We start from the raw sequence: 25726 nt of genomic DNA, 5'->3' as shown, positions 1-25726 counted from the left end.
ACCGGGCGTTCGGCCGGGGTAGGGGCGGGCGTCGTGCGCGGTGTTTCGGTGCGCGTCGGCGCTTGCGTCGGTGTCGGGCGCTGCGGTGCGGGGGCAGGGGTGGTCGCGGGCGTGCGCTGGGTCGGTGCTGGCGTCACCGTGGGGGCGACGATCGGCGGCAACGACGGCGTGGGTGTCGGGGTCGGCGTTGCCGTGCCCCGGAACACGTCGAGTTCCGGGCCTTGACGGCGCGGGTCATCGGCCGGCGGCGGCGGCGCGGCGCGCTGCAGATTGACGACCGGATCGCTGCCGGTGGCTTGCTGTGCCAGCGCGGGTGTGACTGCCAGCAGCGGCAGGGCGGAAAGGAACAGACGCATAGACCCCATGGCCCTGCCAAGGCAGAAATTTTGCTGAACGCCAGATGAACGGGTGGCCTTGCGCGCCGGACCGATGACAAATTGCGTGTAATCGACTACATGCGCCCTCATGACCGATACCCCGCTCCATCTCGGCCGCGCCAGCACCCTGCCGCAGCGGCCCGAGGACGCCGTCCTCGACTATGTCCCCAATCCCCGTCCGGGCAAGCCCTATCTGGTGCGCTTCACGGCGCCGGAATTCACCTCGCTCTGCCCGGTGACCGGCCAGCCCGACTTCGCCCATCTGGTGATCGACTATGCGCCCGGCGCGACGATCGTCGAATCCAAGGCGCTCAAGCTGTTCCTGGGCAGCTTCCGCAACCATGCCGGCTTCCACGAGGATTGCACCGTCGGCATCGGTGAGCGGCTGTTCACCGAAATGCAGCCGATCTGGCTGCGCATCGGCGGCTATTGGTATCCGCGCGGCGGCATCCCGATCGACGTCTTCTGGCAGTCGGGCGAGCCGCCCGCCGGCCTGTGGCTGCCGCCGCAGGACGTGCCGGGCTATCGCGGCCGCGGCTGAATATCTGATCCATAGGCTGCGCCGATCATGCAGGATGCCGCAAGCCTCATGGCTTTCTATCGTAATCGTCGGGCGGAACTGGACCCGTCCGACGGTTCGCGCTGGCATTTGCTGATCAAGGAAATTCGCCTGCGCGAAGCATGCGGCATAGAAGAAGCCTATGCCATCGCATTGACTGATCCCATTTGGCGGCGTTGGTTCGAGCGCCAGATCAATAGCGATCCTACCTGCCGGAAGGCCGCATTGCGGCACATGCGCGATAACGGCGATCGCTCGCTCATCGTCCAGCGGGACGGAAGGCTTTTCGTCCGATAGCCACTCTGCCCTTGTTGGACGAACGCGCAACAGGCTTCGACCAACGACATTCTCTTGCGGATAGTTCACTTGACCCCCCGCGGGAAAGGGCCGATCCGGTTTGCATGTTGCGCGTGACTATGTCTCATTGCGCCATCCAAGCCGTATCGGAGTTGCTTCCCCCATGCCCTTGTCGAAAATCCTGCCGTTCCTGATGGCGGCCGCGCCGCTGGCGATCGCCGCGCCCGCGTTGGCCCAGACCGCGCCTGCCGGCCCCGCCGCCGGCGTCACCACCCAGCTGCCCCGTGGCGCTGCGCCCAGCCATTATGCGATCGAAGTGACGCCCGATGCGGCGAACCTCAAATTCACCGGCAAGGTGACGATCGACGTTACTGTCGCCGCCGCCATGCCGGCGCTGGTGCTCAACGCGGCCGACCTGACCGTTTCCAGCGTCACGCTGACCCCGGCCAAGGGCAAGGCGATCACCGGCACGGCCAAGGTGGATGCCGATGCCCAGACCGTCAGCCTCGACTTCGGCAAGCCGGTCCAACCGGGCAGCTACAAGCTGACCATGGTCTATGCCGGCATCATCAACCAGCAGGCGAACGGCCTGTTCGCGCTCGACTATACCGACAATGAAGGCGCCGCGAAGCGCGCGCTCTTCACCCAGTTCGAGGCACCCGACGCCCGCCGTTTCGTGCCGAGCTTCGACGAGCCGAGCTACAAGGCGACGTTCGACCTCAGCGCCGTGGTGCCGGCGGACCAGCTGGCGGTCGGCAACATGCCGGTCAAGGCGACCAAGGATCTGGGCGGGGCCAAGAAGCTGGTGACCTTCGGCACCAGCCCCAAAATGTCCTCCTACCTGCTCTTCTTTGGCCTCGGCGAACTGGACCGCGCGACCAAGATGGCGGGCAATACCGAAGTCGGCGTCATCACCGGCCGGGGCAATACCGGCAAGGCGCAGTTGGCGCTCGACGCATCGGCGGCGATCCTGCCTTATTATAACGATTATTTCGGCGTGCCCTTCCCGCTGCCCAAGCTCGACAATGTCGCGGGTCCGGGCCAGAGCCAGTTCTTCAGCGCGATGGAGAATTGGGGCGCGATCTTCACCTTCGAACGTACCCTGCTGGTCGATCCGCGCTTCACCTCCGAAGAGACCAAGCGCGCCATCTATGAAGTGGCCGCGCATGAAATGGCGCACCAGTGGTTCGGCGATCTCGTCACCATGGCCTGGTGGGACGATCTCTGGCTGAACGAAGGTTTTGCGAGCTGGATGGCGACCAAGGTCACTGACAAGCTGAACCCGGAATGGGAAGCGCTGCTGTCGCGCGTCGATGGCCGCGAGCGGGCGATGAGCCTAGACGCGCTCAAGACCACCCACCCGGTCGTGCAGAAGATCACCACCGTCGATCAGGTGAACCAGGCGTTCGACGCCATCACCTATCAGAAGGGTGAAGCCGTCATCACCATGCTTGAAGGCTATGCCGGCGAAGATGCGTGGAAGGCGGGCATCCAGTCCTACATGAAGCAACATGCCTATGGGAACACCGTCACCGACGATCTGTGGAAGGCGGTCGAGGGCGCGGGCGCCAAGGGCCTGGTCAGCATCGCGCATGATTTCACCAGCCAGCCAGGCATCCCGCTGGTCAAGGTGGAGAGCGCCCAGTGCCAGGGCGGCAACACCATCCTGACGCTGAGCCAGGGCGAATATAGCCGCGACGCCAAGGACAAGACCCCGCTCAAGTGGAATGTGCCGGTGAAGGCGCAGGTACAGGGCGGCGAGGCGCAGCGCCTGATCCTGCAGGGCAATGGCCAGATCACGCTGCCGGGCTGCGGCGCCTATGTGATCAATGCGGGCCAGACCGGCTATTATCGTGCGCTCTATCCCGCCGCCAATATCCAGGCACTGGCCAAGGGCTTCAGCCAGCTGTCCAGCATGGACCAGACGGGCCTGATGGCGGACAATTTCCAGCTGGCGCTGGGTGGCTATCAGCCGATCGGTCTGGCGCTCGACCTGGTCGACGCGGTGCCGGTCAATGGCAGTCCGTCGGTGCTGGCCGAAGTGCCCGGCTATTTGAAGAGCAGCTATGACATGCTGGAGGGCGATGCCGCCGCCCAGGCGAAGGTCGCGGCCTATGCATCGGCCAAGCTGACCCCGGCGCTGACAGCTATTGGCTATGATGCCAAGGCCGGCGAAGGGCCGCAGGTGCCGGTGCTGCGCACCAGCCTGGTCGCGACGCTGGGCAGCATGGGCGACAAGGGCGTGGTGGCCGAGGCCAACCGCCGCTTCGCCGCGCTGGCGACCAACCCGGCCGCGCTCGACGGGCCGCTGCGCAATGTCTGGCTGGGCATCATCGCCCAGAATGCCGACCAGGCGACCTGGGACAAGCTGCGCGTGATGGCCAAGGGTGCGCAGAGCGACCTCGAAAAGAGCACGCTCTACGCGCTGCTCGGCAAGGCGAAGGATGAGAAACTGGGCCAGCAGGCCCTAGATCTCGCCTTGACCGACGAGCCGGGCAAGACCACCAGCGCCGCGATCATCGGCCAGGTGGGCGTCGCCCATCCGATGCTGGCGGTCGACTATGTGCTGGCGCACAAGGCGCAATATGAGGCGCTGATCGACGTGTCGGCGCGCAGCCAAGCGCTGGCCCGTCTGGGTGGTGGATCGGCCGACCCGGCGATGGTGACCAAGCTGGACGCCTATGCGACCCAGTATCTGACGCCGGAATCGCGCAAGGTGGTCGACCGCTCGATCGCCGCGATCAAGACCCGGATCGAGACGCGCAGCCGCCTGAAGGCGCCGACCGCGGCCTGGTTCGCGGCGAAGAAGTAACGGCATCGGGCGGCGGAGCGATCCGCCGCCCTTTCCAAATGGGAAGAGCATGAATCAGACGGAACCGCGGGTCGGATGCGGCGCGGCGATCCTGCGCGATGGCAGGTTGCTGCTGGTGCAGCGGCGGCGCGAGCCGGAGGCGGGGCATTGGGGCCTGCCGGGCGGCAAGGTCGACCTGTTCGAGACGATGGCCGCCGCGGCCGAGCGCGAGATTTTCGAGGAGCTGGGCCTGACGATCAGGGCGCGTGAATTGCTGTGCCTGACGGACCAGATCGATGAAGCGCGCGGCACCCATTGGGTCGCGCCAGTCTATCTGGTCGAGGACGCGCAGGGCGATCCGGTGGTGATGGAGCCGGAGGCGCTGGCGGCATGCGGCTGGTTTGCGCTGGATGCGCTGCCGCAGCCGCTGACCCTGTCGACACGGGCGGCGCTGGCCGCCTTGCAGGCGCGATAGAATGAGGAAGGGCGGCATCGCGGCCGCCCTTGCCGGTGTTTCGATCAGTTCGGCAGGCCCAATGCCTTGGCAATGTCATCCCAGGCGACCAGCTTGAAATTCTGCGCCGCCGCCGCGTTATGGCCATCCTGCGCAATGAACAGGCCGCCGGGATAGGCCGGGCCGAAATCGCCCAGCATCAGTTCGATGCCGTCGGTTTCCTCCGACCCGCCAATCGCGCCGTCGACGACGCGGAAGCGACCGACATAGGCGTCGTCGGACAGGCGATAGGCGACATAGGCATTGTCGCCCTGGCTGGAGACGAGGACATAGCCGTCCTTCGCGCCGATTTGGGCGATGGCGACGCCTTCGGCATCCATGACCAGATTCTTGCCGTCGGCCGCCGCGATTTTCGTGGGCGTGGTGGCGCCAGATGCGCGCGCGTCGAAGCGCCACAGGCCGACATCTTCCTCCGCGACATAGAGGATGCCGGTGCGGTCATCCACGGCGCAGCCTTCCGACTGGGTGCCAAGCTTCATGCTGCGGACGATCCTGCCGGTGGGCGTCGCGCCCGACGCATCGAGCGCGACCTGGTGGATCGTCCCATCCATCAGCACGATGAAGGCGTAGGTCGCCTCCGGCGCCTTGTACAGACAGATGCCATAGGCCTCGCCCTTGCCGGCATCGACCTTGCCGAGGGCTGTCAGTTTCGCTGTCACGCTGTCGAGCCGGAACAGCGCCAGCTTGGCGTTTACCACATCATTGCGGTCCGACGCGACCACCAGGATACCGGTCTGGCCGTTCACCGCCACGCCATCGCGCAGATCGACATTGTTGACCCGGCCGGCATCCAGGAAATCGCGGGTCTTGCCGTCCAGGCCATAGACATAGAGGCCGGCCTTCTTGTCGGTGCCGACGATCAGGCTCGCGGCCGGATTGGCGGCATTGCGCCAGATCGCCGGATCATCCGCCGCGTCGGCATTGGGTGTGCCGACCGGAGTGGTTTCGCCGCGCGCGGTGACGGTTACGGCCGGGGTCGCATTGGCGATGCGGACGGCGACCGGCACTTCCGTCTCGGCGGTGGTGCAGGCGGCCAGCGTGAGAAGGCTGGTGAGCGACAGGAAGAAGGGCTTCATCACGATATTCCTCATTTGCCGCGCGCGACGCATTTGCCGCCGTCGGGACCAATGTTTCCGGTGCAGGTGCGCACGGCAATGGTGGGCTCGCTGGTGTCGGTCAGGTGATTGCCATCCGCGCCCTTTGTGAGGTCGAAACCGTCATAGAGCTTGCCCGACGCGGTATAGGTGCGGAATTTCAGGCGATCGCCATCCACGTCCACGACCTGATAAAGCTCGGTTGCCTCGGCGGTCTTGTCCGGCTGGGTGCGGGCCCGATCGTTGAGGCCGTACATTTTGGAGCCGGTGACCGAGACGAGATAGACCGGCCCCTGGATTGTGCCATTGGCCCGCGCCTGCGCCGAAGCCTCGCGCCCGGCTTCGGAGGTCAGGCGGCTGTAGCAATGGTCATGGCCCTGCAGCACCAGATCGACCTTGCGCTTGTCGAACACCGGCTTCCACGCGGCCTTCACCTCGGACGTATCTTGGGGCCGGGCGCAGGTGAAGACGGGCTGATGGAACAGCACGACATTCCATTTCGCCTTGCTGGACGCGAGAGTGGCGTCCAGCCACTGCGTCTGCTGCGCCATGGTGCCAAGGTCGATCGCCGACGTGCCGTCGAGGATGATGAAGCGCACCCCCTGATAATCGACATAATAGGTGGTCCTGAGGCCCGGCACGCCATTGTCGGGCAGCGCGAATTGCAGCGGGAAATAGGGGCCGAGCGTGCGGCTCTCGCTGCCGTCGGGCTTCACCACATCGACATATTCATGATTGCCGGTCGCGGGCAGTTGCGGGACGATCGACCAGTTGTAGCTGCCAGCCTGGTTGAACTCGCCCCATTCGTCATCATGATCCAGATCGTCGCGCTGCGCGGCCAGATCGCCGGCATGGGCGACCAGCTCGATCCCGCCATTGGCGTGGAAGGCCTGGCGGATGACGCGGCTGGCATAGGTCAGGATGCCGTTCTGGATGTCGCCCAGATAGAGGAAGCGGAAGGGTTTTGCCACGGCCGCCGCCGTGCGGAATTGTAGCCATTCGCTCCAGCCCGCGCTGCCCTTCAGCCGATAGGCATAGACGGTATCGGGCGTCAGATTGTCGAACCGGATCTGGTGATAGAGCGCCGGGCCATTGGCGCTGTCCTTCGCGGTGCCGACGGGACCGGTCACGGTCCTGGCCTTTTCCTCCAGCGTCGGGCCGTCGACGGAGATGGCGATCTGCGCTTCGCTGGCGATCTGGGTGGCATCGGTACGCCAGGCGACGGCCATGCCGCGCGACGGATCGGCAGCAGGCGTCAGCATGATCCGGTCGGGCAGGGTGCGTGCCGCATAGGGCGTGCCGGCCGAGCGGGGCACGGGCGGGCTGGCGGTCGGCTGGGCGGAGAGCGGCGCGGGGCTCGCCATCAGCAGCATGGACAGGAACAGTCGGGACATGGGCGTCCTTTCCGGGGAAAACGGGACTTGCCGGCCGCGCAAGGGCGCGACCGGCAAGCAGGGGACATCGAACGGGATCAGAAGCTGGCGGAAATACCGAACTTCGCGGTCCAGTTATATTCCTCATATTGGAGCAGGCGCTTGCTGCCCTCGAAATTCTGATAGGCGAAATATTTGGCGTTGTTGACGTTGACCCAGTCGGCGAACAGGCGGACGCCGGGCAGGATCTTGTACTTCGCGCTCAGGTCGAGCTGGAAGTGATTGTCGACATAGCGGTCGCTGTCAGCCGCATCGCCGATCTCGTCCAGATATTTGCTGCGATAGGTGCCGGCCGCGCGGAAAGAGATCGGCCCCTTCTCATAACCCAGCACCGCGTTCAGCGTGTGTTTGGATGCGTTGGGCAGGCTGATCCCGCGGAGATAGGCATTGTCGTCATCATCATAGCTGGTGATTTTGCCGCTGGCGTCGGTGTAGGTGTAGTTGAGGTTCACCAGGAAACCATCGAGCGGTGCGGGCAGGAAGTTCAGAACCTGGCTGAACGACAGTTCGACGCCCTTCACCTTCGCGGTATCACCATTCTGATAGATGGTGGCTTCGTTGTAGGGAATGCCCTGATAAACGCCGCCGTCAAAGTCGTGCAGCGTGACCGAATAGTCCTTGATCGACTTCCAGAAAACGCCGGCGGTTAGCGCGCCGTTGCTGCTGAAATACCATTCTGCCGACGCATCCAGGTTCCAGGCGAGGAACGGCTTGAGATCGGGGTTGCCGAACGTCGCGCCACCATCTTCATCGACATAGAAGCGCGGCGCCATCTGCGACAGCTTCGGCCGCACCAGGCTCTTGTAGCCGGCGGCGCGGAAGACCAAGCCCTGGCTTGGCTCGAACCGTGCGGTCAGGCTGGGCAACCAGTTGGTATAATTTTTGGTGAAGACGTTGGGGGTGACGCTGACGCCGGTGATCTCCTCTTCCTCATCCAACAGATATTCGGTCCGGCTACCGCGCAGCACATTCCGGGTCTGTTCCATGCGAACGCCACCAATCAGGCGAACGGTTGCGCTGTCCCAGCGACCCATCATGTAGGTGGCAAGAATGTCTTCCTTGGCGCTGTAGTCGGCCGTGGCCGATTCATAGGCGGAGGCAATGGGGTCGAGTTCAAACTCACCGATATTGTTGTAGAAATAATCGGTCGCTTGGCCCTTGCCCGGCACCGGATCGATGCCGATCAGGCGATAGGTGGAATCGCCCAGAACATCGGCGAGGCTGAGATCGCCGTCGCCATAATAGTTCATGTTGAAATTATAGCTCTTCTTGCGGAAACGAGCCTTCATGCCGGCCTGCACGGTGAAGGTGCCGCCATCCATGGCGAAGGCGCGCGAAATGTCGCCCTTCAATGCATATTCACGGTCGCGCGAGTCCGACAGGGCGGTCTGTTCGACGCGATTGAAGCCATATTCCGACGGATCGGTGAACAGGTCGTTGCCGCTGGTCACCTCGAACGTCGGGACGCGCGGATCGGAATAATTGAAACCGACATCGACGCCGTCGCCGTCGAAGCGGGCACGCCAGCGGATCGGGTCGATCGATCCTTTTTCCTTTTCGGTCGATTCCGACCAGCTGCCCGAATAAGTCAGCTTCCACGGGCCGGTTTCGGTGGTGCCGCCCAGCACCAACGACTTGATGCGCTGACGCTCGAAACGATCCTTGAGATCGCGGCGTACTTCGATGCGGCCATCCTCATCGGTGAAGTTGGCGCTGTCGGCATCGCCCGATGCCGGTTCTTCGTCAAAGACGAAGGCCAGGCGGCGACGATATTCATGATCGTCGAACTGGTTGTAGATGCCGCGGGCATAGAGCTTGGTCGTATCGGACGGACGCCAGTCCATGTTCAGCGTCGCGCCGATCCGCTTGCGGGTCACGTCATAGTCGCGATATTCCGGCTCGTCGGTATAGACGACGCCATTTTCCGCCGTCTTCCAGCCACCGGTTTCGATGTTGTCGGTTTCGAACTGGCGTTTGTAATAGCTGAAGCCGCCCGAGATGCCGAAATTGTCGCTGAGGCGGGTGGCGAAGTCGACGCTGCCCTTGGGCGTCGCGGTGTCGGCATAGTCGTTATAGCTGCCTTCCAGCTTGACCGAATAGAGATCCTTCTTGCGGTCGAAGGCGCTGGTGGTGTTGATCTCGATCGAGGCGCCGATGGTGTCGGCGTCCATGTCCGGGGTCAGCGACTTCTTCACTTCGATCGATTCGATCAGTTCCGAAGGCACGACGTCCAGCGCGACCGAGCGAACATCGCTTTCCGGGGCGGGCAGGCGGGCACCGTTGACCGATGCGGCGTTGAGTTCCGGGTCGAGGCCGCGAACCGAGACGAAGCGGCCTTCACCCTGGTCGTTCATGATGTTGACGCCGGGCAGGCGGCGCAGCGATTCGGCGACATTCTGGTCGGGGAACTGGCCGATCGCGTCGCGGGTCAGGACGCTTTCGACACCGTCGGCCGCGCGCTGGCGCGACAGGGCCGATGCCTGGTTGGCGACCTGGCCGACGACGATGATCGACGCATCGACGTTCGAGCCGATGCGGATGTCGGCATCGACGTCACCAGTGGCGGGCACGACGACGGTGGTGCGCACCGGATCGGCACCGGTGTAGCGGGCTTCGATCGTGTAGGTGCCCGGTGCAACGTCGGGGAAGCGGTAGGAACCGTCACGGCCGGCTTCGGCGATGCGCCCATTTTCGACGATGCGCAGCTGGGTCGACTGCAGCGCGCGGGTGCCGGTGCCGTCGGACACGGTGCCGCTGATGGTGCCGGCCAGGGCGGCGACGGGCATGGCGGTGGCAAGGATGATCGCGGCGCGGCTCGCGCCACGGAACAAGGTCTTCATGGTGAATGCTCCCCTTCGGTTGGGGAGGCCATTGGCGATGAGTCCTTACGGCTTCATGGCAATATGATTGCAGTTAAAAGTCTGAAAAATGTAACTTATGTGACGTGACGCAGGGGCCACATTGTGAAGGCTCAGTCGCGACGCGGGCCGCTGCGCCGGGACAGGCCGCCACGATGGTGCAGCCGGCCGCCTTTTTCGAGCCGAGCCATATGGTCGATGAACAAGACGGCGCCGATACAAAGGGCAATGGCGATCAGAAATTCGGCGGGCATCAGAGTCTCTCCAGCCTTTGGGTGATGCTGGAGAATTAAACCGCCGGGCATAGGGTTTCGAGCCGTAGGCCGGCCCATATCCATTCTATTGTCGTAGGATTTCGTGAGAATGGGGCGACCTGGCGTCGGTCGCCCCATCTCATCCCGTCAGGCGAGCGGCGCGGTCGCCCAGTGGCGCAGGCGCGCATAAAGGGCGGCGATCACGCCGGCGAAGATCAGCACCGACAGCGGCACCGCCCAATGGCTTTCGCCGACCAGCGCCAGCGGCGCGTCGCTGTCGGTCGAGGCGACGATGCCGGCAAAGGCGACGCCGAACAGGCTTTCGCCGACGATGAAACCGGTCGCCATCAGCACGCCCATGCGCTCGGCAAATTCTGGGTTCGCCTGGCGCAGCGACCAGCGATTGTAGAAATGGCCGATCACCGCGCCGACCGGGATCAGTAAGGTCAGTGCCATTGGCAGATAGATGCCCATGCCGACCGCGAGCGGGGGCAGGCGCATCTTGCCGGTCTTGCCGAGCAGTTCGTCCAGCGCGACCACGACCACGCCGATGCCAGCGCCAAAGCCGATCAGGCCCCAGTCGAGATCGCCGCCCAGCACGCCCTTGGCGAGCGCGGAAATGAGCGCAGCCTGCGGCGCGGGCAGGGCGGTCGCCTTGGCACCGGGCGCGCCGGCAAAGCCGAAGGCGCTGTTCAGGAGGTCGAGCACCGGCGGGATCACCAGCGCGCCGAACAGCACGCCCAGCACCAGCGCGATCTGCTGCTTCCACGGCGTCGCGCCGACCAGCTGGCCGGTCTTCAGGTCCTGGAGGTTATCGTTGGAAATGGTGGCAACGCCGAACACGATCGCGGTGGTGAACAGGGCATAGGCGATCAGCGCCTGGCTCTGTTCGGGATGGCCCGAGCCATAGATGGCGGCGAGGATCAGCGACGCGCCGAGCACGGCAAGAATCCCGACGCCCGAGATCGGGCTGTTCGACGCGCCGATCAGGCCGGCCATATAGCCGCAGACCGAGGCAATGACGATGCCGGCGACCAGGATATAGGCCAGCGTCAGGCCGATGATCGGCACCGGATTGGCGGCGATCGGCCCGCCCTGGGCAAAGATCCACAGCAAGACGGCGATCGGCACAAGCGAGGCGAGGATGGTGCCGAAGACGATGCCGATCGGCAGGTCGCGCTCGGTGATGTCCAGCGTGCCGGCGTCGCCCGACTTGCGGACCTTGGCGGCGTTGAGGGCGGAGCGGATGCCGCTGATGATCGGGCTGAGGATCTTGAGCAGGGTCCAGATCGCGGCGATGCCGATCGTGCCGGCGCCGATGAAGCGGGCCTTCATGCGAAAGGTGGTGCCGACCAGGTCGGCCAGGTCCGCGCCGACGGGCAGCGGGCTGGTGAGATAGGGGACGATGCCGACCCAGCTGATGAGCAGGCCGACGAACATGGCGGCGCCGACGGAAATGCCGACCAGATGGCCGACGCCGATCAGCGCCATCGAGAAGCTGGTCGAGACCGAGCTGGCGCCTGCGCCCAGCTTGAAGAAGGTGGCGGCTTCCTCGGCCAGGATCTTGGTCTTGGCGATGATCGAGAAGCCGGCGGCGGCGATCGAACTCATCACGATGGCGGCCAGACCGCGCTTATTCTCTTCCAGGCCCTCGCGCGAACCGGCGCCGACCTTGAGTACTTCAGCGGCGGCGACACCCTCGGGATAGGGCAGGTCCGATCCGGTGACGAGCGCGCGGCGCAGCGGCACTGAATACATGACGCCCAATATGCCGCCCAGCGCGATGGTGCAGGCCGACAGCCAATAGGGGAAGCCCTGCCACCAGCCGATGATGACCAGGCCCGGCAGCACGAAGATGATCGCCGAGAGCGTGCCGGCGGCCGATGCGATGGTCTGGACGATGTTGTTTTCCAGGATCGTGCCGGTCGCGAACAGGCGCAGCACCGCCATGGAAATGACGGCGGCGGGGATAGACGTGGCGAAGGTCAGGCCGATCTTGAGGCCCAGATAGACGTTCGCGGCGGTGAACAGCAGGGTGATGAGCGCGCCCAATATGACGCCGCGTAGCGTCAGCTCCGCCATCGGCACGGCCTTGGCCGAATCGGTTGTCACTGCTCTTTTCCCTTCGCCAGTCGATCGATCAAGCGGCTGGTAATAATGTTGCTGGCGCTTGGATCAATCTTAAACTGGCCGGCAGGGCGGTCAGGAATCGCGGCCGGCGCCCGCATCCGCCAGCACTGCATGGTCCAGATAGGCGTCGACCAGCCTGGTCCAGCGCTCGTAACCGCGCGGATTCATGTGCAAACCATCGGCACGGAACAGCGATGCATCGGGCAGGCCGTCCGTGGCGAGCAAGGGGCGGCCGACATCGAGATAATCGAACTTCATCGCCTTGCTGCGCGCCGAAACGGTCATGTTGACCGCCGCCATCTGGGGCCAGAGCGTCCAGCGGATCGGGCTGGGCTTGAGCGAGAGATAGGCGATATGCGCCCTGGGATAGTCGGCGCGAAGCTGGCGCAGCAGGGTCAGCACGTCGGTAGCGACCTTGTCCGGCGTGGCGCCGGCGGCCAGGTCATTCTCGCCGACATAGACGATGATCGAGCGTGGCTTGGCCTTGGGCAGCAGCCGCTTGTAATAATGCAGCACGTCGGGCGTGGTCGCGCCGCCAAAGCCGCGATTGACCGTACCGATATCGGTGAAGCTGCCCTTGATGTCCCACAGGCGGATGCTGGAACTGCCCAGGAACAGCGTGGCGTCGGCGACTGGCGGGCCGGCCGCTTCCGCTTTCGCAAAGGCGGCGATCTCGTTGGAGAAGGGGAAGGTCGGGTCGGCATTGGGAACCGCGACCTTGTCCGGCGCCGGGGCCTGCGTCGGCAACGGGGCAGCCTGCAACGGCCCGGCCGCGGCGAGCAGCAGGGCAAGGCCCAGCGCCGCCCGCCGGTGCGGCTCAGTGCCGGTGGCGCGGGCGCAGCTGATATTTGCCATCCGCATAATCGCCGAACAGGCCGGTGATCGCGGGGTGATCGACCGGCTCCTCGCTGTCGTCGGCCACCAGATTCTGCTGGCTGACATAGGCGACATAGCTGTTCTCGCCATTTTCGGCGAGCAGGTGGTAGAAGGGCTGCTGCTTGTCGGGGCGGGCATGTTCGGGGATCGATTCATACCATTCCTCGCTGTTGGCGAAGACCGGGTCGATGTCGAACACCACGCCGCGAAAGCCGAAGCTGCGATGCTTGAGGACATCGCCGATGCTGAAGCGGGCATGGACGACCGGCGGGGCGGTGATGCCGGTACCGATATTCTGAATCGTGACTTTCATATGACCAATTTAGGGTGCCCGCGCAGGGAGACAAGAAAAATACCGAAAAGGGTGCTTGGCAAGGATGGAATCATTCGCTAATGGGCGCCCCTCGACCCGATCGGGGCGGCATTTTTCCTTGTGGTTCAATGCTTCCGGTCTTCTGCGGAGAGGTGGCAGAGTGGTCGAATGCACCGCACTCGAAATGCGGCGTGCCCGTGAGGGTACCGAGGGTTCGAATCCCTCCCTCTCCGCCAGATCTTCGAACGCCAGCGTTCGTAGCCGTTCACAACTCATTGATTTCCCTGATGTAAAGCCCCTCCGAAGGCTCAACGGTGTTCGCGCTGGTTCGCACGCGTTCATGGCCATCCATGGCATACGCCATGGTATGACATCCGGAATCCATGGTATCGGAGGCAGCAATGCTGAATGACGCGAAGCTGAAGGCGGCGAAGCCCCGAGAGAAGGATTACCGAATAAGCGATTCTGGACAGCTTTACGTTCTCGTGACGCGCGCAGGGGGGCGGCACTGGCGAATGAATTATACGTTCGGCCGCAACGAGAAAGGCAAGCCGCTCCAAAAGACCTTGAGCTTTGGCTCTTACCCTGCAGTGACGCTCCTTGAGGCCCGGGCAAAACGGGATGAAGCGAAGCGCCTTCTCAGCCAAGGTCGAGACCCGGCAATCGCACGTCGCGAAGCTGAAAAAGCCGAAGCGATAAAACGGCACAACAGCTTTCAAGCGATCGCTGAGGATTGGTTCGAGCTCCAGAGCGGCTGGTCGTTAGAACGTTTGCATGCATGGGCCAAGGCAAACGGAAAGTGGAGTTATTCGCAGGCGCAGAACTGGACCGTTGAGCCGCTTGCGCGATGGTCGGCAGTCCACTCCGCGGATGTTTTAATCAAGCTTGAGCGGGACGTGCTTCCGCAACTGGGCAATGAGCCTATCAGTGAATTGAAACCTGCCGATATACTCCAGGTGCTCCGTGCGGTTGAAGCGCGGGGTGCGCGGGAAACCGCCCACCGAAATAGGCAGATCATATCAGCAGTATTCATTCACGGTGTCGCGAGCGGCGTGTGCGAAGGAGATCCTGCAGCGAACCTGGCGAAGGCCATGAAGCCAGTACCCGCATCGCGTCCCCAGCCTTCGATAATCGATGGTTTGGACACTCAAGAAGAACGCATTGGAAAGTTACGTCAGTTGCTGCTCGACTGCGAAGGAGAGCGATGCCGTGCTCAAACCAAGCTCGCGCTGCGCCTGCTGGCCCTTACAGCGGTTCGCCCTGGTGAACTTGCCGGAGCGCGCTGGGCCGAATTTGTTGACCTTGAAGGCGACAAGCCTTTCTGGATGATACCCGCAGACCGTATGAAAGGTCAGAAGGATCGAAAGAAGGCGCATTTGGCCCCACTGGCTTGGCAGGCCGTCGAGCTATTGAAGGTGCTTCGTCGGCTTACCGGGCGTTTCGAGCTCTGTTTTCCCAGCGAACGACATGCGCATCGGCCAATTAGCGAAAATACTCTGAGATCCCTGCTAATCCGAGCTGGCTACTATCAACGGCATGTCCCTCACGGGTTTCGCGCTGCGTTTTCGACATACATGAATGAGCGTCCAGCCGTATTGATGCAGCCTGGCGACCGTGAAGTGATAGACCTCATGCTGGCCCACACGCCCAAAAACGTGCAGGCTGACGATAGACGTGGCGCTGTCTCCGATGCGGAGAAAGCGTATAACCGCGCTGCTTACATGGGCCGGCGACGTGAGTTGGCCCAAGAATGGGCGGACGTGTTGCTGGCAGATTTTTGGGGTGCCGAAATTTTTCTGGGCGAGCCCATGCGCTGGGCATCATCAGGGCCAGGGCGACCCAATTAGGTTCTATACTTTGATAAGTACCGATCTCGCCAAAGAGCCGGCAACTGCTCCTTTACCTTCCATAGCCATCATGCAGGAATGAAACGGCGCCATCGGCAACGCACCAAGCCCTATAAACATAAGCGAAGTTCTCCTTCTGCCGCCATCATTGGCGGGGCGATCATGCTTGGCTTTGTTGGTGGAGTGGGCAGCGCTCTTCTGCCTTCCTCGTCATCAAGCACACCTGTTGCCGAAGAGGAGTCTTGGCGCCCGCAGGGGGCGGTGCCTCCTCAGTCTTACATGAGTGCTGCCGATTTAGATGATCAGCAGCCATCATTGGCTGTTCGCAAGGCCGAACCGGAAAGGCGGTCCACCGCATCAACTGATGGCCGATCCTCATGGTCCTATCGCAATTGTGCCCAAGCAAGAGCTGCTGGCGCTGCGCCTGTTTATGCCGGGGAGCCAGGATATGGCCCTCATCTGGACCGGGACAGCGACGGAATTGGTTGCGAGCCTTATCGAGGGCGTTAGCCAGATCAGTAGAAGTCTTAGAAGTAAATGGATATTACAACAATCTGCCCCGTATTTTCTAGACCTTACAGAATCTTCATCCTCACAACGGTGACATTTGGAATAGATGATTATAGATAGACCGTTCCGATAAAATTAAACGGGACGCATGGAAATGACTGAGATAACCGATGCCAATGAGCTTCTGATCACCCTCACAGCCGATATTGTCGCTGCGCACGTCAGCAATAACTCGGTTTCGGTTGGTGACGTATCCAACCTTATCGCTAACGTTCATGGTGCGCTTGCGGGACTGTCTGTCGCGGCTGAGCCGACGCCTGAGCCTTGGCAACCCGCCGTCTCTATCCGTTCGTCGGTGAAGCCCGATTATATCGTCTGTCTTGAAGATGGCAAAAAGCTGAAGATGCTGAAGCGCCATCTGATGACCCACTACCAGATGACCCCGGATGATTATCGCGCCAAGTGGGGTCTTCCTGCCGATTATCCGATGACCGCACCCAGCTATGCTGCCCAGCGCAAGGAGCTGGCTCATAAGATCGGCTTGGGGCGCAAGCCGGGCCAAGGCAAGAAGGCTGCTGCTCCCAAGGGGCGCGGCCAGAAGGCCGCTGAATTGGCTGCTGCTGAATAATGAAACAGGAACATGTCGCTTGAGGAGCTGCATCCATACTCTTCAAGCGACATGGCGCCGATTTACCTCTGTTTGTCGCTCATCGGTGGAAAGTCATTGCGGCCTCCTTCGATCAGATTGTGCTTTTACCTGATGGTGCTACGCATCGATGTGCTGACTCGCATTATTGAACTTAAATTTGCCTCGTTGGCGCGGCTGTCGGATTCAGGCCTCGCTCAGAGTGTTTGAGCGGTGATAGCGGGCTGGTAAACCGCCCCTTCGGAAAGCGACCCTTCTAAGACGCTCAGTACCCGTTTGCAGCACTCCAGTTGCGGACCGTCCGCAACCCGGCAAGTGTCGGCCAACTTGCGCCTGTCTGGAGCAATGCTGGCAATGTCGGATCACGCCGAAACAAGCCATTTTCTCGCATGACGGCTGTCGAGTAGCAAAGCGCGAGGATGGAGCCGTCTGGAGAAATTGTCACCACACTGATCAGACCTGCACGGACCAACTTCCCTCAGATCGAACGCTCATTTCTAGCGTGATGGTCCCTTGGATAGGGTAATACGTACCGTGATCACGTCGCCTTCCGCTAGCTTTTCTGCTTTTCTCACGCTCGCCTTGATGGGCAGCATGTAGCCTTGGCGCGCCTTGTTCGGAAAGACCGATGTGCGCCAGCATGTTTTGCCGATGCCAGCCTCTACGTAGACCGATCCCCAAGCCGCTGATTGGCCAGACGATGCTACACGGATGGCCTCGGCGACCTCGCCGTCGATCGTCAGAAAATGCCACGACATTGATGAGGGCTGGCCATCCTTGCCTTCCCCGCGCCACAACCAGATAGGGCCGACATGCTCCCAAGCTGTTTCGTTAGGTGAGACGTCTCCGCCCAGTTCCTCGCGCAGGAAGCGGATGAGTTCGGGGTCTGTTGGGCCATCGTTCGTTTGCACCACGGGATCATTGGCTGTGCGCTCGTTTGATGCAACCCGATCTTGCGCTATCGTTTGCGTCTACATTCTCTTTCGTCTGTGCTGCAGTCGACCCGTTGTGGTCATTGACCGGTAGCACCCATCACTCCAGAATCAGACATTGGTTGTAGGTGAATCATAATCTAGCAGGAGCACGTCCCATGAAGATGGTAAAATTGTTTGTGATTTCTACTGCGATCGTATCGTCTAGCGCCACGATTGGCGCTGTTAAGGACGATGCCGTCGATAGTGTTTTAGCGAATTTAGATTTGACAAGCTTCCAAAATTCTACCGGACCACGACGCGTTTCTGGAAAGAAAACATTATCTGACTACGGATTTACCGTCATCAGAAAGGATAAGCTCAGCGCATTTATGGAAATGGGTTCGCATGAGTGGGCCATGTCATTCGATGTGCTATCGACGACAGATAGCCAGATGACGATCTGTTTCAGAGACCGAGCGCGAAACGGTGGGAGCTATAATGCTGTATCTGCACTCTCGTTATCCAAATCCCCCGAAGGGATGTGGATGGGGACGCAATTGAAGGGCGGTCTTCCCAACTGCCGCAATGCCCCTATGGATTGAGAGGTCCGGCACGAACGACCCTTTCCGGCCATTCAGTTGCGAATTTTCAGTTCCCAGATTCGGCCGGTCTGCTTTCCCCACCGGATGCCCAAGACTGGCCACTGACCGCGACCCGCTTCGAGGCCGATTTATGCTCGGCTGCTCGCTGAGCTGGTGCGCGAACTACGTTCGCTTGGTTGGCTTCTGCCAGCGAATATCGCCGCGGATGTTCCGGCGCTGCGCGTGGTATTTCTTGAACGCACCACCTTCTTTGACACAGATTCCGCCCGGTTGCGCCCCGTGGCCATCGAGATCGCTGCCCTGATCGCCGAAAACTTGCGCAAGGAGCCGCCAGATGTAGCTCTCTTCGTCGCGGGACATGTCGATGCGCGGGGGTCGTATGACTACAAATAAGTGCTCTTGGTCGACCGCTAGAACGCCATTGCCAAGCCTATAGCGCAGCTTAGTCACGATCTTCGTATCGTGACAGAACCGCCATGCATCAAAAGGGTCGGATTGGCGGCGTTCTTGGCGGAGAACCAAGATCAGCTAACAGCATGCGATAGTCGTTGCGCGACAGAATTTTAACACTTAACTGAAATACTAATTAGGTGTCGCCAAAAAACCGACCGGCCACGGTTCAGTGGTTGGCAAAAGCAATGTTTCAACAGGGGTTTATGATGGCACGTCGTTCATTTCTAAAACCGTTCGCAGCATCGCTCGCGACGCTTATTGCTGGCACGCAGGCGCACGCGACCATTCCCATGACCGTTCCGGCTGCCGTGGCACAGTTCGCCAACCAAGCTGACGATGCGAAAGATCTTGTGCTGACCAAGGCCGATGACGCCGTGCACCTTGCTGCACATGGCAGCCATTCCAGCCACAGTTCGCACTCGAGCCATAGCTCGCACTCGAGCCACAGTTCGCACTCTTCCAGCGCGTACTGAGCCAGCCTCAAAAGAACGATAGAACTATGACCATTGCTACTGGCGATGCCCGGACGGTGACCCTGTCTCGGGCCGCCCTTTCCGTGGACGCTGCAAAGCGGGCCGCCTATGCCCTAATGGCACGCTATGATGTCGATGTGGCCGTCATCGGTGACGACATCGTGTGCAAGCTGCTTCCGGCAAATTCAACGGTGTCGATGGAAACCGCGGAACGCGACTTCCGCCGCGAAGTGATCGATCAGGACCTACGCATCTCTATCGAGGAGCGCACCGCACCCTACCGCGATGCCATACTCGGCCTCGCTTTTTCGCGCACGGGCCTCCAGGATGGCTAAGTTCCGCGAGCAGGCTCAGTTCGATGCATCCGCCAAATCAGCCTACACGATGCTGCCATGGCGTTTCACCCCCCTCGACGAGGAGGGTTATGTCGCGACCAATATGGCGGGCGAGTACGTCACGCTTTCGGCAAGCGAAGTTTCGGATTTCGCGGGCGGCGCATTGCACCCTGATCAGCCCGTTTACGATGAGCTGAAGTCCCGGCACTTCCTGATCGATGACGACACCCAGGTCGCAATCGACCTGCTGGGTCTCAAGATCCGCACGAAGCTGGCGCCGCTCGCCAATTTCACCGGGCTGCACATCTTCGTGACCACCCTACGCTGTGAGCACAGCTGCCCCTACTGCCAGGTGTCGCGTGCCAACGACGACAAGCGGGAATTCGACATGAGCGAGGAGACGGCGTTGCGCGCGCTTGACCTCACCTTCCGCTCGCCCTCACCCGCGATCAAGATCGAGTTCCAGGGCGGCGAATCCACCCTGAACATGCCGATCATCCGGTTCATCGTTGCTGAAGCCCTGCGGCGAAACGAGACGGCACGCCGCAATCTCGCCTTCGTGATCGCCACCAACTTGGCGGTGCTGGATGACGAGATCCTGCAGTTTGCGCGCGAGCATGATATCCTGATTTCGACGTCGCTCGATGGACCGGCAGACCTCCACAATCGCAACCGGCCAAGGCCCGGCAAGAATTCGTACGAAAAGGCAGTAGAAGGTATCGCCCGCGCTCGCACGGCGCTGGGCCATTACAATGTGGGGGCGCTGATGACGACGACCGCGGCAAGCCTGCCGCAGGTCAGGGCGATCATCGACGAATATATCCGCATGGACTTCGGCGGGATCTTCCTGCGGCCGCTTTCTCCATACGGCTTCGCTATCAAGACCAAATCCTACGCCTCGTACGACCAGAAAAAGTGGCTCGAATTCTTCTTTGAGGGCCTGGACTACATCATCGAGCTCAATCTCAGCGGGTTCGAGTTCATCGAGCACTATTCCGCGATGGTTCTCAAAAAGATGCTTACGCCCCTCCAGACCACCTACGTGGATCTCATGAGCCCGGCAGGGATCGGTATCGGCGCAGTCGTCTACAATTACGACGGCGTCGTCTACGCCTCTGACGAAAGCCGGATGCTGGCCGAGATGGGCGACACTACCTTTGCTCTCGGCAATGTCCATGACGACGATTTCGCTGACATCTTCTTGGGCGATGCCTTACTTGACCCCCTCGAAAAATCGTTCGCCGCAAGCGTGCCGGGATGCTCGTGGTGCGCCTTCGAACCGTGGTGCGGAGCCGAGCCAGTGTTTCATCATGCAACCCAAGGGGACTTCGTAGGCAAGAAGCCTCTCTCTTCCTTCTGCACCCGCAACATGGCGCTCTTCCGCGGGCTGATCTCCAGGATGGAGGCCAACCCCGAAGTACGCCGCATTTTCGAACGCTGGGCCAATATCGTATGATCACTTTGCGCGGTCGCTTGACCCAATTCAACCCACCGGCCATTGATCGTGGACCTGCGATCCTAAGGCTCTCAGATTGCGCAGACCGGCCTGCACCGCTGCGTAGCGTCGAGGCGTTCATCCACTGTGATGGACCTGTTCCCGATGGATTTGGCTGGTACTTGGTCAAGGATGCCGGGACCCTCGCGCTTCTCCCCAAGGGTGCAGCCGCTGCCGTTCTGCCCGAAGATTTCCACCACTTGGGCGATGGCGACGTCGTGCGGCTTGAACCCGCGAAGGGGGCGATCCGCACGCTCTTCCGCAAGGCAGTTGCCTACAATCACTTTCTCCTCACCGAGCGCTGCAACAATTATTGCTTGATGTGTTCACAGCCGCCGCGCGCCGTCGATGACGGCTGGATCGTGGACGAGGTTCTCGAAGCCTTGCCCCTCATGGATCGTGGAGCGAGGGAAATCGGGTTCACCGGCGGTGAGCCTACTCTGCTGGGTCCGCGCTTCATCGAACTGGTCCAGGCGGTCGGCTCCCATCTCCCGAACACGGCTCTGCATGTCCTGTCGAATGGTCGCAGCTTTGCCACAGGCACCCTTGCTAGAGACCTCGGTGCCGTGCGGCACCCGGACCTCATGCTGGGCATACCTGTCTATGCCGACCTGGCGCACGTTCACGATTACGTCGTGCAGGCCGATGGCGCCTTCGACGAGACGATTCGCGGCATCCTGGCCCTGAAGGCCCAGGGTGTCCGCGTGGAGGTCCGGGTTGTACTGCAGGAGCAGACTGTCCCGAGATTGGTACCACTTGCCCGTTTTCTCGTCCGCAACCTGCTTTTTGTCGATCATATCGCGCTGATGGGCCTCGAACTCACCGGTTTTGCGCGCGCCAACCTTGAAAGGATCTGGATCGACCCCGTCGATTATCAGGCCGAGCTATCCGAGGCGGTCGGCATTCTCGATCGCGCCGGCATGAAAGTGTCGATCTACAACAGCCAGCATTGCATCCTCAAGCCGTCTCTGCACCGTTTCTCCCGGCGCTCGATCAGCGACTGGAAGCAGGAATACATGCCGGAGTGCGAGGGGTGCGATGCCCAAGCCGAATGCGGCGGGTTCTTTGCCTCCGCCAAGTTCCGCTATAGCCGTGGCATTTCCCCAATCCTGAAGATCGCGTGATCCGGCACGATTGTATCTCTGCTTCCTCAGCGGCTACCAGGCACGGCGGCAGTTTCTGGAAGAACGGCAGTATCAGCGATCGCCGCAACGCCTTTCCTGCTCAGCAAATATGCTTCTTCCAATAGATATGCCACTTCAGGACAGCACCCGATTGCAGCATTCGACAAGACAGATCTCCAGCTTTAGGCGAGATGCACCAAGCAGCCGTGCGATTTCCTCCGGCTCCTCCAGCAGACTGACAACGCAAGGTTGGACCGCGAACCAATATATGACCTTCACGAGAGTAACCCGTCGCTTCGCCCACCAGGCCCACTAACATATTTCTAGCAGCTTGTGCCGACATCTTCGGGCATGGTTGATTGGCTCGACAGGTCTCGTCCATTTCTCTGGCGGCAATTCCAGACAGGCGCACTCGCGGTCCCTCGGCGCACCATATCGGACCGTCTCCATCCCAAACGCGGGTTGGTGTGCAGCGGACATCTGCCCGGCAGGTATGATGCTCACAGCTTTCGCCAGGAAGAAGATCAGAACCGACACAAGATCGCTCCCGCATTCGACAATGCTCTATTCAGTGTTCGATTGACCGCACACGGATCCGATTTTCATTGAGTTTTATAGTCATAGAATCTTGATTGGGCCTGACCGCGACACGAGATTCGCTCTCTGGCACAGCCTTCCTCTTTACATCTGGTGAAGGGCTCACTCGCACCGGACGTTCGGCAAGGGAAACAACGCTCTGTCTTGCCTTCTCCGCCACGAACAACTTCCGCTCTGTTTTGAAGTCTCGCATGCACCGCAGGCGCGCAGCAGCGTCGGACGTCCGGCAAACATCTACCACTTGATCCTGTAACCAATATGCGATGGCATCCGGACGCGACGAGATAAGGAACTCCACCCGGCGATTATACGCCATATTCACGTCAGAATCGTTGGGATAGAGTGGCACGCTCTTGCCAAAGCCAATGCTCCAGATAGCGCCGTGATTTTTTCGCGAGCCGTTCAGAATATCGGCAACATTGCGCCCCCGATTGACAGAGAGATTGTGATTATAGACTTCTCCGCCGCGGCTGTCTGCATGACCAGCGACAAAAACATTCACGTCAGGCACATCGCCGTCAAGCATTGATGCCATCGCCTTAATGATAGGGATCGCAGAGGGCTTTATCTCGCTTGATGCCGTGTCGAAGAAGGTATTTTCCGGAAATACGATACGAAGAACCGGGATGTCGTAATGGAAATCAGCCGGCATAAAGTCGCGCGGAATGACGTAGCTATGCATTTCGGGCTCAGGATAAATGCCGTTCGCTTGCGCAAAGCGCTTGAGCCGTGAGAAGCGCGTCTGATGCTCCAGGGCCAGCGCTTCCTCATCAGACAGGTATCGCACTGTTTGCGCCGTCAGCGACGCCGCCGCCGACAGGCACATTGACACAGCCAAAAGCGTCAAGGGCCAGCGCGACAGAATTCTAGTTCGCATAAGCGGCTCTCAATTCAATGATGAAGTCTGCGAGGCCGCCTTCGCCTAGGTTGAGCAATTCAATTTCGTACCAACCCTGAACGCCTTCGGACTGCTCGACATGATAGCGCACAGATCTCGGTTGGCCCAGAGCCTCGATTTGCGCCTCGCAAATACGGTAATTGTAGCCGGAATGGATTTCGGCGATGGCAGAGACCTCGATCAACTCTGATAATCTAGCATAATCCGGCGCTACCCTTGAATTGGGTGCTGCCAAGTGTCGTTGAAGGCCGGGCCCTGTCTCGTCGCACGATGGTGCCATGTTGAATGAGGAACATCCCGCCAACAGTGCAACAATCAGCACAGAGCACGCTGGGAACCCGGTCCGCCACATCATATCAGGATATTGCTTTCCTTGATCTTGCTCTTCTTGAGGGCATCGCCTGTAACCCACGTATCTCCGACCAGGCAGGCTGTATCGCTTCCGTCCGAAACAACCTGTCCTTGAACTCCGAGAGTTACACGATTGCGGCGACAGACAAGTTCCTCTGCGCTTTCGAACGACGCCTTGACAATCTTGGGCGCATTCGCTTGCGCCTGCTTGGATAAGATCTGGTCTTTGGGAAACCAGGAATCCCCGATACGACATTGATTGTCGCGCCGGCATTCGAGCGAACCGGCACTCGTCATCAGCACGCTTCCCTGACCCGAGGGCATAACCGCCAGCTCTGCCGGCGTTCCATCGTCAGTAGTCCAACTGGCGCGCTGCATTGCATTTGAATTGAAAGCTTCAAGTTCCGCGGCACGCACTCGGGCCTTGTCCTTGTCACTGGCCGTTTTCATCATCAGCGCGCATACCAAGCCACCTGCTGCAAGCCCGATAGCAGCCCCATTCTTGCCCTTTAGTGCTGCGCCCAGTCCGCCACCAATCACCAGTGCCAGGACACATTTGCCGATCGTCTTTTCTACAGCGGTCTTTCCGCTCAGGCGCTGCCCGCGCGCATTATAGGTAGCGTCACTTGCCTGCCCCAGGACTGGTTGGCTCACGGTGAGGCACGCCGCCAGCACCGCAGTTACACCGCGAATGACTTTCATGGTTTCCCCCTTATTTTGAAATGGAGCGACGGGCTGTGAAAGCAATGTCGCCCTTCTCCCCCACAAATATCACCGGATCGAAAATTCGAGCCGTCAAAGTCTGACCATTGTCCTTGCCGCTGATGAGCCGCATCCCACCAAAGGGACCATCCACAAGAGGCTGGGGTGCTGCGCCAGGTTCCGTCCGCCAGCGTTGACCAAGCCCTCTGTCCGGATCGCCCCGCAGTTCACAACCGTCAGGATTGCACACAAATTGTCCGGAAACTGGGGTTCGGCGGACGCCTCTGGAACTTGTGTAGGATATCCAGGAGTTGACCAACGTCCCGTCGGCAGCAGCCGCGAGCCGCATTTCCAAGGGGCTTTTGATCTCTGGCGTCAGCGGCAATTCACCGGTATAATTGACGATGCTGACCGGGATCTTGGCGACACTGTCGGGAGAGAAGGTTCCCGCGAACTTCAGGTCAGCGCCACTGCCAAGGAGGTAGGCGTCGAGAAAATCGCGCTGAACGCCTTCGGCTGGACGACCCGCCGGAATGAGATAGAATTCCGACATCCCCAAATTGGAGTGCGCATCGGAAGCTTGCGCAAATGCAGCAGTCCGCGCTTCAGCCACATTGGCTGGGATTGCCGCAAGTGCGCGGCTCGGGTCGGTATACAGGAATACGCGGCGCACGCTATCCTGCCGGCCCGAACCAGCGCCGATCCCCCCCAGGATTTTGACAAAGCCAGAATTGCCAAAGCTGTCGCCGGCACCGGAGCCTTCTTCACCGGCAATCTGCACAACCATCAACATGACTTTGGTCATGAATGTGGTACGGGCCTCTTCAAGCTTGGACTTCATGTCTGAGCCGAAGAAGGTATCGATGCTGCCATCCTCTCCCTTTGCAGCACGCGCCGCCAGTTCATCCTGGGACATGCCGGGCAAGCAACCAGTAAAGACCTGGGTCAGGCCGCCGGTATGCGCATTGGCGACCGTGATCGTCAGCCGCTCGCGCGCCGCCATCACCCCACTGCTGATCGCCTGATCGGCAGCAGCCAGTCCAGTGATGAGCTTGAAAAGTTCAGCATTATCTGTCCGGAAAGTTTCAGGTTTTCCAGGCTTTACCGCAGATTGATCGATGACCAGAAGGGTTTCCCGCACGGCAGGCGCAAGGCCTGGCGTCGCGCAGAATTCCTCAAGTTTGACATTTTTCGTTTCGGAGCCGGTGATGCCGGGCTCCGAGCCGCACGCAGAAATTGCAGCGATCGCAACGACCGCTCCAAAGAGCTTGACGCTGTTCATG

26 protein-coding genes, 1 tRNA gene and 1 pseudogene are annotated in these 25726 nt (G+C 60.9%); 14 read left to right on the top strand and 14 right to left on the bottom strand.

The window, feature by feature from the left end; all coding sequences use genetic code 11:
* Positions 1 to 356 (bottom strand): annotated as a pseudogene (locus A0U87_RS17300) (hypothetical protein); the annotation flags it as partial.
* A 109-nt stretch (positions 357 to 465) separates the two neighbouring features.
* Between A0U87_RS17300 and queF the strand changes: the two are divergent.
* The 4 genes from queF to A0U87_RS17280 all read left to right on the top strand — a co-directional run bounded on the left by queF (position 466) and on the right by A0U87_RS17280 (position 4499).
* Complete coding sequence (queF, locus tag A0U87_RS17295) at positions 466 to 918, top strand: preQ(1) synthase (RefSeq protein ID WP_004210067.1); 453 nt, start codon at positions 466 to 468, stop codon at positions 916 to 918.
* Between the two features lie 27 nt (positions 919 to 945).
* Complete coding sequence (locus A0U87_RS17290; RefSeq protein WP_048936318.1) at positions 946 to 1233, top strand: hypothetical protein; 288 nt, start codon at positions 946 to 948, stop codon at positions 1231 to 1233.
* A 163-nt stretch (positions 1234 to 1396) separates the two neighbouring features.
* The gene (locus tag A0U87_RS17285; RefSeq protein ID WP_048936319.1) at positions 1397 to 4045 is read left to right on the top strand and encodes a M1 family metallopeptidase; all 2649 of its coding nucleotides are present in this window, start codon (positions 1397 to 1399) and stop codon (positions 4043 to 4045) included.
* A gap of 49 nt (positions 4046 to 4094) precedes the next feature.
* On the top strand, positions 4095 to 4499 hold the full coding sequence (locus A0U87_RS17280) for an NUDIX domain-containing protein (protein ID WP_048936320.1): 405 nt from the start codon (positions 4095 to 4097) through the stop codon (positions 4497 to 4499).
* Positions 4500 to 4543: 44 nt separating this feature from the next.
* On the opposite strand, the gene A0U87_RS17275 is transcribed toward A0U87_RS17280, so the two are convergent.
* From A0U87_RS17275 to hspQ, 7 genes are all read right to left on the bottom strand, one after another.
* Positions 4544 to 5614 carry a phytase gene (locus tag A0U87_RS17275; protein WP_048936452.1) on the bottom strand — a complete coding sequence of 357 codons (1071 nt, stop codon included), beginning with the start codon at positions 5612 to 5614 and terminating at the stop codon, positions 4544 to 4546.
* An 11-nt stretch (positions 5615 to 5625) separates the two neighbouring features.
* Positions 5626 to 7026 (bottom strand): metallophosphoesterase family protein, encoded by a 1401-nt coding sequence (locus A0U87_RS17270; protein ID WP_048936321.1) that lies wholly within the window; start codon positions 7024 to 7026, stop codon positions 5626 to 5628.
* A 77-nt stretch (positions 7027 to 7103) separates the two neighbouring features.
* Entirely contained in the window at positions 7104 to 9905 is a 2802-nt protein-coding gene (locus tag A0U87_RS17265) for a TonB-dependent receptor (RefSeq protein ID WP_048936322.1), read from the bottom strand.
* Between the two features lie 131 nt (positions 9906 to 10036).
* A complete protein-coding gene (locus A0U87_RS26255) occupies positions 10037 to 10177 on the bottom strand; it encodes a hypothetical protein (RefSeq protein WP_164488920.1) in 141 nt (46 codons plus the stop codon).
* 147 nt (positions 10178 to 10324) lie between these two features.
* Positions 10325 to 12289, bottom strand: a complete 1965-nt coding sequence (locus tag A0U87_RS17260; RefSeq protein ID WP_122928712.1) for an oligopeptide transporter, OPT family — start codon at positions 12287 to 12289, stop codon at positions 10325 to 10327.
* Positions 12290 to 12379: 90 nt separating this feature from the next.
* Positions 12380 to 13168: a GDSL-type esterase/lipase family protein gene (locus tag A0U87_RS17255; RefSeq protein ID WP_048936324.1), complete on the bottom strand. Its 789-nt coding sequence runs from the start codon at positions 13166 to 13168 to the stop codon at positions 12380 to 12382.
* Positions 13125 to 13496 carry a heat shock protein HspQ gene (hspQ, locus tag A0U87_RS17250; RefSeq protein WP_004210078.1) on the bottom strand — a complete coding sequence of 124 codons (372 nt, stop codon included), beginning with the start codon at positions 13494 to 13496 and terminating at the stop codon, positions 13125 to 13127. Before hspQ ends, A0U87_RS17255 begins: the two co-directional genes overlap by 44 nt.
* 146 nt (positions 13497 to 13642) lie before the next feature.
* Here hspQ and A0U87_RS17245 point away from each other — a divergent pair.
* The 5 genes from A0U87_RS17245 to A0U87_RS17225 all read left to right on the top strand — a co-directional run bounded on the left by A0U87_RS17245 (position 13643) and on the right by A0U87_RS17225 (position 16709).
* Positions 13643 to 13732, top strand: a tRNA-Ser gene (locus A0U87_RS17245).
* Positions 13733 to 13897: 165 nt separating this feature from the next.
* The gene (locus A0U87_RS17240; RefSeq protein ID WP_137405814.1) at positions 13898 to 15343 is read left to right on the top strand and encodes an integrase arm-type DNA-binding domain-containing protein; all 1446 of its coding nucleotides are present in this window, start codon (positions 13898 to 13900) and stop codon (positions 15341 to 15343) included.
* Between the two features lie 78 nt (positions 15344 to 15421).
* On the top strand, positions 15422 to 15853 hold the full coding sequence (locus tag A0U87_RS27130; protein WP_137405813.1) for an excalibur calcium-binding domain-containing protein: 432 nt from the start codon (positions 15422 to 15424) through the stop codon (positions 15851 to 15853).
* 148 nt (positions 15854 to 16001) lie between these two features.
* The gene (locus A0U87_RS17230; RefSeq protein WP_137405812.1) at positions 16002 to 16481 is read left to right on the top strand and encodes a MucR family transcriptional regulator; all 480 of its coding nucleotides are present in this window, start codon (positions 16002 to 16004) and stop codon (positions 16479 to 16481) included.
* 12 nt (positions 16482 to 16493) lie between these two features.
* Entirely contained in the window at positions 16494 to 16709 is a 216-nt protein-coding gene (locus A0U87_RS17225) for a hypothetical protein (protein ID WP_137405811.1), read from the top strand.
* Between the two features lie 287 nt (positions 16710 to 16996).
* On the opposite strand, the gene A0U87_RS17220 is transcribed toward A0U87_RS17225, so the two are convergent.
* The gene (locus A0U87_RS17220; protein WP_240700584.1) at positions 16997 to 17410 is read right to left on the bottom strand and encodes a DUF1905 domain-containing protein; all 414 of its coding nucleotides are present in this window, start codon (positions 17408 to 17410) and stop codon (positions 16997 to 16999) included.
* 179 nt (positions 17411 to 17589) lie between these two features.
* On the opposite strand from A0U87_RS17220, the gene A0U87_RS17215 reads away from it, so the two are divergent.
* Positions 17590 to 18015 carry a pesticin immunity protein gene (locus tag A0U87_RS17215; RefSeq protein WP_137405809.1) on the top strand — a complete coding sequence of 142 codons (426 nt, stop codon included), beginning with the start codon at positions 17590 to 17592 and terminating at the stop codon, positions 18013 to 18015.
* 162 nt (positions 18016 to 18177) lie between these two features.
* Here A0U87_RS17215 and A0U87_RS17210 read toward each other — a convergent pair whose 3' ends face one another.
* A complete protein-coding gene (locus A0U87_RS17210; protein WP_137405808.1) occupies positions 18178 to 18465 on the bottom strand; it encodes a hypothetical protein in 288 nt (95 codons plus the stop codon).
* Positions 18466 to 18671: 206 nt separating this feature from the next.
* Between A0U87_RS17210 and A0U87_RS17205 the strand changes: the two genes are divergently transcribed.
* The 4 genes from A0U87_RS17205 to hxsC all read left to right on the top strand — a co-directional run bounded on the left by A0U87_RS17205 (position 18672) and on the right by hxsC (position 21895).
* Positions 18672 to 18941, top strand: coding sequence for a hypothetical protein (locus tag A0U87_RS17205; RefSeq protein ID WP_137405807.1), 270 nt, complete (start codon positions 18672 to 18674; stop codon positions 18939 to 18941).
* Between the two features lie 26 nt (positions 18942 to 18967).
* The gene (locus A0U87_RS17200) at positions 18968 to 19276 is read left to right on the top strand and encodes a His-Xaa-Ser system protein HsxD (RefSeq protein ID WP_137405806.1); all 309 of its coding nucleotides are present in this window, start codon (positions 18968 to 18970) and stop codon (positions 19274 to 19276) included.
* Entirely contained in the window at positions 19269 to 20732 is a 1464-nt protein-coding gene (hxsB, locus tag A0U87_RS17195; protein WP_137405805.1) for a His-Xaa-Ser system radical SAM maturase HxsB, read from the top strand. The genes A0U87_RS17200 and hxsB overlap by 8 nt, the downstream gene beginning before the upstream one ends.
* Positions 20733 to 20893: 161 nt before the next feature.
* Complete coding sequence (hxsC, locus tag A0U87_RS17190; RefSeq protein WP_206366610.1) at positions 20894 to 21895, top strand: His-Xaa-Ser system radical SAM maturase HxsC; 1002 nt, start codon at positions 20894 to 20896, stop codon at positions 21893 to 21895.
* A gap of 568 nt (positions 21896 to 22463) precedes the next feature.
* Here hxsC and A0U87_RS17180 read toward each other — a convergent pair.
* The 4 genes from A0U87_RS17180 to A0U87_RS17165 form a co-directional block, all read right to left on the bottom strand.
* Positions 22464 to 23339 (bottom strand): OmpA family protein, encoded by an 876-nt coding sequence (locus A0U87_RS17180; protein WP_206366609.1) that lies wholly within the window; start codon positions 23337 to 23339, stop codon positions 22464 to 22466.
* Between the two features lie 19 nt (positions 23340 to 23358).
* The gene (locus A0U87_RS17175; protein WP_137405802.1) at positions 23359 to 23574 is read right to left on the bottom strand and encodes a hypothetical protein; all 216 of its coding nucleotides are present in this window, start codon (positions 23572 to 23574) and stop codon (positions 23359 to 23361) included.
* A 167-nt stretch (positions 23575 to 23741) separates the two neighbouring features.
* Positions 23742 to 24443, bottom strand: coding sequence for a hypothetical protein (locus A0U87_RS17170; protein WP_137405801.1), 702 nt, complete (start codon positions 24441 to 24443; stop codon positions 23742 to 23744).
* Between the two features lie 10 nt (positions 24444 to 24453).
* Positions 24454 to 25725 (bottom strand): hypothetical protein, encoded by a 1272-nt coding sequence (locus tag A0U87_RS17165; protein ID WP_137405800.1) that lies wholly within the window; start codon positions 25723 to 25725, stop codon positions 24454 to 24456.
* Between the last annotated feature and the right edge of the window lies 1 nt (position 25726).

It is taken from the genome of Sphingobium sp. MP9-4 (genome assembly GCF_005281675.1).
GTDB lineage: Bacteria > Pseudomonadota > Alphaproteobacteria > Sphingomonadales > Sphingomonadaceae > Sphingobium > Sphingobium yanoikuyae.
This window is presented reverse-complemented; position numbering and strand designations above follow the sequence as displayed.